The sequence below is a fragment of the Streptomyces zaehneri genome (assembly GCF_032248645.1).
GTDB classification, from domain to species: Bacteria; Actinomycetota; Actinomycetes; order Streptomycetales; family Streptomycetaceae; genus Streptomyces; species Streptomyces coriariae.
In genome coordinates this window covers 181,218-188,773 of the sequence record NZ_JASTTJ010000020.1, presented here as the reverse complement: position 1 = coordinate 188,773, position 7,556 = coordinate 181,218, and the positions used below count along the sequence as shown (strand labels likewise).

Genomic DNA, 7,556 nt, shown 5'->3' with positions numbered 1-7,556 from the left:
TTCATAGTGTTTCGGTGGTCATAGCGTGAGGGAAACGCCCGGTTACATTCCGAACCCGGAAGCTAAGCCTTACAGCGCCGATGGTACTGCAGGGGGGACCCTGTGGGAGAGTAGGACACCGCCGAACAAATATTACGGGAAACCCCCGCACCTCACGGTGCGGGGGTTTTCTGCGTTACGGTGATTTCTATGTACACGTATGTGGTTAGGGTCGTGCGGGCCGAAGAGTGGGCCCTGGTGAAGGACCTGCGGTTGCTCGCGCTCAGGGATCCGGTTGCACCGCTGGCCTTTCTGGAGACGTATGAGGCCGCTGTGGCGCGGCCCGACTCCTTCTGGCAGGAGCGGGCTGCCGGGGCGGCCGAGGGGGCTGCCGCCGGCGTACGGCAGTTCGTTGCCGAGGCGGAGGACGGGCGGTGGGCGGGGACGGTCACCTTGCTCCTGGAGGAGGCGGGTACCGTCGACTGGGCCGGTTTTCCCGTGGAGCGGCGGCAGGGGCATGTCGTCGGGGTCTATGTGCGGGACGAGTGGCGTGGCGGCGGGATGACGCGGGCGCTGCTCGACGCCGCCGTCGACCGGGCCTGGGAGTGGGGGGCCGAGCGGGTGCGGCTCATCGTCCACGAGAAGAACGCGCGGGCGCAGGGGGCGTACCGCAAGGCGGGGTTCATACCGAGCGGGCGGACCGTGCCGTTGGCGCAGGGGACCGGGGAGACCGAGGCCGAGTACGAGTTCGTCCTCGGGCGTCCCGAGGCGTCAGACCGGTAGGTCGTGGTGCGGCCAGCGCGCCTTGGCCTGTTCGCGGGAGCGGAGCAGGGCCAGGGTGGGCAGGCCGCGGTCGGTGCCGGTGGCCAGCAGGTCCGGGAGTTGGGGGATGGGGGCCACGGCCGCCACATCGTCGAGCACCAGGGACATTGGTGGGTCGAGGCGACCGGAGGATGACCGTTCGGCCATGCGCCGGCCGCGCTCGACCACGCTGGAGACGAGGGCCGTCAGGAGCGGCATCGCGCCGGGACTGGTCCTGGGGTCCTCGATTGACTCACCGAGCACATAGAGAGTTCCCCCTTCGTCCACGAAGGAATCCAAGGCGAGGGCGTCAGTTCGGTTGGGAGTGCACGCCTCGCGGATGTTCACCGTGGACAGGGCGGAGAGGGCACGGGAGGTCAGTTCCTGGGCGATGTCCCGGCGTTCGGGGTGGGCGGTGAGGGCGGCTTCGAGTTCGCCCGCCGCGCCCGGGGCTGCCTTCGGGTTGGTCCGGAGGGTGCGGACGGCTTCCTGGATGCCGGTGCCCTGGGACCAGCGGTGGACGTGGCGGATGGTGCGGCCGTCGATGGCCGCGGCGTGCAGGTAGCTGCGCAGGAGGGTTTCGGCGGTGTCGCTGACCGCCTGGTCGAGCCGCGAGGTGGGACGCACGGGGGCGAGGAGTGCCGTCGCGCGCGAGATGGCGGTCTGTTTGTCCTCGCAGCCTGTGGTGGGGGACCAGTGGAGGCGGGCCGGGGTCTCGCAGAGGTGGCCGGGGTCGTAGAGGTGGACCGGGCCCAGTTTGGCTCGGGCGTCCTTGGTCTCCTGCCAGATGGCGGGGCTGGAGGTGAGGATGACGGCCGGGCCCTCGGCGTCCCGGATGGCCTGGATCGCGGTCGTGTGGCGGGTCTCCGGCGGGGCGTAGTGCGCCGCGCCCTCGAAGCGGTTGGCTTCCCATCCGGCAGCCCGTTCACCTGGAACTGCCGGGAACAACGTGGCGGCAGCGGATGCCGAGGGCTGTTGCGGCTGTTGTTGCTGCTGCGGTTGCTGCGGTTGGAGGGAGGGTGAGAGCGAGGGGGGTGGCGCGGCCGGCGTCGGCTGAAGAGACTGCGTCGGTGGCGTCGGTCCGGTGTCCGTCCTGGGGCCGGTCTCGATGCGTTGGGTCGGCACCTCGTGGTGCGTCGGTGGCGTCACGGTCTCCTGAACGGGCGGCGGAGCCGGTGCCAGGTCCGCGCGCTTCCTCGCTCGTACCGCCCGCCATCGGGCGAGTGTCCCCATGACGAACACCGTGAGGACGAGCAGGATCATCACCTGGCCGATGAACAGGCCCCAGAACAGCCCGTAGCCCGAGAAGTCCGCCGCCTCCGCTTCGGGCCAGGCGCCGGGGATGTCGTGGGGCCGGGCGATGAGGTGCCGCATGGCCAGCGGGGTGCGGGTGAAGGTGGCTCCCGCGGGCCAGGCACCGTGGGCGAAGAGGGCCGCCAGGCCGGTCGCCGTCCAGACCAGCAGGGTCATGCCGAGCAGGAACGCGAGTATCCCGACCAACAGGCCGTCGGGGATGCCTCCCTGGCCGGGGTCGCGGCGCTCGTCTCCCGGTCTCATGGCGACCCCTCTCCCGCGCTACGCCACCGTCGACTCGGACGAGCCGTCCAAGTCGGCCAGGTGCTGTTCCATGAAGGCCGCCGCTCGTCGTTCCTGTTCCAGTTCGGCGGCGAGCAGTGCGTCGTCGTCGGACATGGTGCGGGCGGTGGAGGACTCCGTCATCGCCCGGTCGGTGAAGACGAGGGGCCGTTCCGTCTCGGTGATCAGGTGTTTCACCACCTGCACATTGCCGTTGACGTCCCAGACCGCGATGCCCGGGGTGAGGGTGGGGATGATCTCCACCGCCCATCTGGGCAGGCCGATGACCCGGCCCGTCGCCCTCGCCTCGTCCGCCTTCTGGGCGTAGATGGTCCGGGTCGACGCCATCTTCAGGATGGCCGCGGCCTCCTTCGCCGCCGCTCCGTCCACCACGTCGGACAGGTGGTGGACGACCGCCACGAACGACAGGCCGAGGCGACGGCCGAACTTCAGCAGTCGCTGGAACAGCTGGGCCACGAAAGGGCTGTTGATGATGTGCCAGGCCTCCTCGACCAGGAAGATGCGCTTCTTCCGGTCGGGGCGGATCCAGGTGTGCTCCAGCCAGACCCCGACGATCGCCATCAGGATCGGCATGGCGATCGAGTTGCGGTCGATGTGGGACAGGTCGAACACGATCAGCGGAGCGTCCAGGTCGATGCCCACCGTCGTGGGGCCGTCGAACATGCCCCTGAGGTCACCGTCGACCAGGCGGTCCAGGACCAGTGCCACGTCCAGGCCCCAGGCCCGTACGTCGTCTATGGCGACGTTCATCGCCTCCGCCGACTCCGGCTCGGGGTGGCGCAGTTGTTCGACGATGTCGGTCAGGACCGGCTGGCGCTCCACGATCGTCTCGTTGACGTAGGCGTGGGCGACCTTGAGCGCGAAGCCCGAGCGCTCGTCCAGGCCGTGGCCCATCGCCACCTCGATGATGGTGCGCAGCAGCGCGAGCTGGCCGGTCGTCGTGATCGACGGGTCCAGGGGGTTGAGCCGGATGCCGTGGTCCAGGGCGGCCGCCGGGTCCAGCCGGATGGGAGTTATTCCCATCGCCTGCGCGATGAGGTTCCATTCGCCGACGCCGTCCTCGCCCTGGGCGTCCAGGACGACGACCTGGCGGTCGCGGAAGCGCAGCTGGCGCATGACGTAGGTCTTCTCGAGCGCCGACTTGCCGTTGCCCGACTCGCCGAGGACGAGCCAGTGCGGGGCGGGGAGCTGCTGGCCGTACAGCTGGAAGGGGTCGTAGATGTAGCCCTTCCCGGAGTAGACCTCGCGGCCGATGATGACGCCGGAGTCGCCGAGGCCGGGGGCGGCCGTCGGCAGGTACACCGCCTGGGCCTGGCCCGTGGAGGTGCGCACCGGCAGCCGGGTCGTCTCGACCTTGCCGAAGAGGAAGGAGGTGAAGGCGTCCGTGAGGACGGACAGCGGATCCCGCATCAGCTCATCAGCCCCTACCTTCGGATTCCGGTGGCGAACGGGAGGGTGTTCACGAACGCCCGGTGGTGCTCTCGGTCGCACCACTCCAGCTTCAGGTACGACTTGCCGGCCGACGCCCTTATCGTCCGTTTGTCGCGGGCGAGGGCCTCGGGATTGCGGGAGGAGACGGTGATGTAGCCGACCAGGTTCACGCCGGCCGCGCCGGACGCCAGGTCCTCGCCGCGCTGGTCCAGTCGGGAGTGGGCGGCCACGTCGCGTGGGTCGACGGTGCGGTTCATCTTGGCGGCCCGGCTCGCCTCGGCGTCGTCGTTCGTCTTCTCCGTCAGCATGCGTTCGATGGCGACCTCGGTGGGTTCGAGGTCCATGGTCACGGCGACGGTGCGGATGACGTCCGGGGTGTGGACGAGGAGCGGTGCCAGGAAGTTGACGCCCACCGGGGTCATCGGCCACTCCTTCACCCAGGCCGTGGCATGGCACCACGGGGCACGGGTCGAGGACTCGCGGGTCTTGGCCTGGAGGTACGTCGGTTCCATGGCGTCCAGCTCGGCCGGCCAGGCGTTGCGCTTGGTCATCGCCTGGATGTGGTCGATGGGGTGGTCCGGGTCGTACATGGAGTGGACGAGGGAGGACAGCCGGCCCTGGCCCAGGGGCTGGCGGACACGGATGTCCGCCTCCTGGAGGCGGGAGCAGATGTCCGTCAGCTCACGGGCCATGACCACCGCCAGGCCCGCGTCGCGGTCCAGTTTGCGGCCCGACCGGGGGCGTGCGGCGCGGGCCATGGCGTGCGCCTCGGCGGCCAGTTCGCGGGTGTAGTGCATACAGGCGACGAGGTAGGCGCGGTGCTGCTCGCTGCTCGTGGACACCATGGACTGGAGCTGGTCGTAGGAGCGGGCCAGCCAGTCGGGGGACTTCTCGTCCCCGCGGACGGCGACGTCCTTGGCGTGGGCGTCGGGGTCGGCGGGGAGGGTGCGGGCGAGCATCTGGAGGCGGGTGACGAAGCCGTCGCCGTTCGCCACGTGCTTGAGGAGGGTGCCGAAGCGGTCGACCAGGGCTTCCTGGTCCTCGCTGTCGCGCAGGCCTACCCCCGGGCCCTCGATCTCGATGGCGGCCGTCACCGTGCGGCGGTCGGCGTGCAGGAGTACGGCGATCTCGTCGGGGCCGAAGGGGGCGGCCAGCCAGCTGATGCGGCCGATGCCCGGAGGCGGTCCGATCTCGATCTCCTGGCCGTCGAGCCGGGTGCCCGCCTCCATGACGGTCGAGCGGTAGGCCGTGCCCTGGCGCAGGGTGCGCTTGTAGCTGCGGTTGATCTCGAACCACTTGTAGAACGTGCGGTGCTTGTACGGCACGTAGACGGCGGCCAGCGCGATCATCGGGAAGCCGCTGAGCAGCACGATCCGCAGGGCGAGGACGGGGACGAGAAGGCCGCACATCATGCCGAGGAACGCGCCGACGACGATGAGCGCGATCTCACCGGTCTCGCGGTTGCGGCCGACGATCGCGTTCGGCCGGGCGCGGCCGATCAGATATGTACGGCGGGGCGCGATCGCGTGGGACACGTGAGAATCAGCCGTCAACGCCCTTCACCTCCCGTGCGGTTGTTGCTGCTGTTGCGGGTGTTGCCGGCGTGCGGGGTGTTGACCGGGCTGCTCGCGCGGGGGGCGGGTGCGGCGGAGGGGACAGATCCGCCGCCCCCGTTCGGGGTGCGCGAACTGTGCGCGGCGACTCCGCCGGAGGCGGGGTTGGAGGGGCGGGCGCCGGACGACCCGGAGTGGCCGCCGTTGTTGTCCGCACGGGTGCTGTGCGCCTTGATGCCCTGCGCGACGAGGGTCGCCGGGGAGCTGATGACGGCCGCCGCCTTGCCCTCGGCGCCCTGCATGATGCGGTTGTTGCGGGAGCCCGCGATCTCGTCGCCGAAGCCGGGGACGAAGCGGTAGATCATCGCGCTGGCGAAGATGGCGAGCAGGATGATGGAGAGGCCGGAGACGACGGCGGAGAAGGCGTTCGGACCGTCGGCGGTGGACAGTGCCCCGGCGAGGCCGAGCACGATCACGATGACCGGTTTGACCAGGATGACGGCGATCATGATGCCGGCCCAGCGGCGGACGTGGCTCCACAGGTTCTTGTCGACCAGGCCCGCGTAGACGACGGTGCCGAGCAGGGCGCCCACGTAGAGCAGGGCGGCCCGGATGACGAGCTCCAGCCACAGCACTCCGGCCGCGAGGATCGACACCAGGGACACCACGATCAGCATGATCGGGCCGCCGCCGATGTCCTCGCCCTTGGACAGGGCTGCGGAGAAGGTGCCGAAGAACGTGTCGGTCTGGTTGCCGGTGGTCTTCGCCAGGACGTCGGTGATGCCGTCGGTGGCGGATACGACCGTGTAGAGGATGAGGGGGGTGAAGGCGGAGGCCAGGACGGTCAGCCAGAGGAAGCCGACGGCCTCGCCGATGGCGGTGGTCAGGGGGACTCCGCGCACCGCCCGCTTGGCGACGGCCAGCAGCCACAGCAGGAGGGTCAGGACGGTCGAGGCGGCGAAGACGACGGCGTACTGCTTGAGGAACCGCTCGTTGGTGAAGTCGACGTTCGCGGTGTCCTTGACGGCCTCGCTGAGCTTGTCGACGGTCCAGGCCGCGGCGTCGGCACAGCCCTTGGCGAGGGAGGAGAGGGGGTCGAGGGTGTCGGAGACGCCGGGGTTGGTGGTGGACGAGGGGTTCTCGCCCTTTTCGCAGTAGTCCCTGGCGGGTCCCCGGATGAGTTCGCTGCACGCGCTGTCACTCGGGGAGGTGGAGGGGGACGGGCTGGGCGTGGGCGCGGCGAAGGCGCGGGTGGCCGTCAGTACCGCGATCGTCTGAACGGCGGCCAGGGCGGCCGTCACCTTGAGGGAGAGGTGCTTAGCGCGCATAGGTGAACCCTCCGAACTCCTCGACGGCCTTCGTCATGTCGTCGGCGGTGGAGGCCTGCTGATCGCGCCCGACCGGGACGGGCCCGTCCTTCTGCTGGAAGTCGGTGACCTTCCAGTCGTTGCTGGTCCACTGGAGCTGGTAGGTGGTGGTGAACCAGCTCTCGGATACGGGGTTGGTCGAGGCTTCGCCCGAAAGACCGAAGAGCGAGGTGTACCAGACCTCGACGGTGGCGTTGCTCGCGCTGGACGCCGTCACCTTGGTGCCGACGGGGACGACCCGGGACACGAAGGCCTGGCCGTCCGGGGCGGTGCCGTTCTTGTCGAGTCCGATGTTGCCGAGGAAGGTCTCGTTCGAGTAAGCGGTGTCCAGCGCGGCCTGTTTGGAGACGGCGATGGCGGGCGCGTACACGGTCTCGACGATCTGGTGTCGCAGGTCCGTGAGGAACATGTCCGCCGAGCCGAGGGCCACGGCGTAGTTGGCCGCAGCGCTCTGAGCACCTTGCGCATCGTGCGCGTACCCCGTCGGGATGCCGCCCGTCTTCGTGTCCACCGGCTTCGTGCCGGTGGCTGCGGTGCTGGTCGCGTCCGGTTTGTCGCCGGTCGTGCCGCTGGCCGAGGTGGAAGGGGAATCGTCTCCTCCGCGGTTCGCGAAGGCGATCGCCGCGATGAGGAGGACGACGACGCCGACCACCGTGACCAGGCTCCGTGAGGACGAACGGCCGCCTCTGCGGGCCCCGCCGTAGGGGTCGTTCTCGGGCAGCCGGAGGCGGGTTCTGCCGTACCCGTGCCCCTCGTCGGAGCGCGCGGATTCGCCGTAGTCGTGTTCGTCGCCGGGAGTCATGCCGCGTAGGCCCCCTCGCTGCCGTAC

General features: G+C 69.9%; 6 protein-coding genes and 1 rRNA gene. 2 read left to right on the top strand and 5 right to left on the bottom strand.

Going from position 1 to position 7,556, the window contains the following annotated elements; all coding sequences use genetic code 11:
• Positions 1-10 precede the first annotated feature (10 nt).
• Positions 11-127 (top strand): 5S ribosomal RNA (rrf, locus tag QQM72_RS29370).
• Positions 128-189: 62 nt separating this feature from the next.
• Entirely contained in the window at positions 190-762 is a 573-nt protein-coding gene (locus tag QQM72_RS29365; RefSeq protein ID WP_314223848.1) for a GNAT family N-acetyltransferase, read from the top strand.
• On the opposite strand, the gene QQM72_RS29360 is transcribed toward QQM72_RS29365, so the two are convergent.
• The 5 genes from QQM72_RS29360 to QQM72_RS29340 are packed head-to-tail and all read right to left on the bottom strand — an operon-like array spanning position 751 to position 7,529.
• Positions 751-2,337, bottom strand: coding sequence for a type IV secretory system conjugative DNA transfer family protein (locus QQM72_RS29360; RefSeq protein ID WP_314223847.1), 1,587 nt, complete (start codon positions 2,335-2,337; stop codon positions 751-753). The genes QQM72_RS29365 and QQM72_RS29360 overlap by 12 nt on opposite strands.
• 18 nt (positions 2,338-2,355) lie before the next feature.
• Complete coding sequence (locus tag QQM72_RS29355) at positions 2,356-3,786, bottom strand: ATP-binding protein (RefSeq protein ID WP_314223846.1); 1,431 nt, start codon at positions 3,784-3,786, stop codon at positions 2,356-2,358.
• Between the two features lie 14 nt (positions 3,787-3,800).
• A complete protein-coding gene (locus tag QQM72_RS29350; protein WP_314223845.1) occupies positions 3,801-5,360 on the bottom strand; it encodes an SCO6880 family protein in 1,560 nt (519 codons plus the stop codon).
• On the bottom strand, positions 5,357-6,688 hold the full coding sequence (locus QQM72_RS29345; RefSeq protein WP_314223844.1) for a hypothetical protein: 1,332 nt from the start codon (positions 6,686-6,688) through the stop codon (positions 5,357-5,359). The genes QQM72_RS29350 and QQM72_RS29345 overlap by 4 nt, the downstream gene beginning before the upstream one ends.
• Positions 6,678-7,529, bottom strand: a complete 852-nt coding sequence (locus QQM72_RS29340; protein WP_314223843.1) for a hypothetical protein — start codon at positions 7,527-7,529, stop codon at positions 6,678-6,680. The genes QQM72_RS29345 and QQM72_RS29340 overlap by 11 nt, the downstream gene beginning before the upstream one ends.
• Positions 7,530-7,556: the final 27 nt, after the last annotated feature.

Bases quoted from the DNA above. Each gene is read 5' to 3' on its own strand.
- QQM72_RS29365 (WP_314223848.1), top strand. From the start codon at position 190: ATGTACACGTATGTGGTTAGGGTCGTGCGGGCCGAAGAGTGGGCCCTG.
- QQM72_RS29360 (WP_314223847.1), bottom strand. From the start codon at position 2,337: ATGAGACCGGGAGACGAGCGCCGCGACCCCGGCCAGGGAGGCATCCCC.
- QQM72_RS29355 (WP_314223846.1), bottom strand. From the start codon at position 3,786: ATGCGGGATCCGCTGTCCGTCCTCACGGACGCCTTCACCTCCTTCCTC.
- QQM72_RS29345 (WP_314223844.1), bottom strand. From the start codon at position 6,688: ATGCGCGCTAAGCACCTCTCCCTCAAGGTGACGGCCGCCCTGGCCGCC.
- QQM72_RS29340 (WP_314223843.1), bottom strand. From the start codon at position 7,529: ATGACTCCCGGCGACGAACACGACTACGGCGAATCCGCGCGCTCCGAC.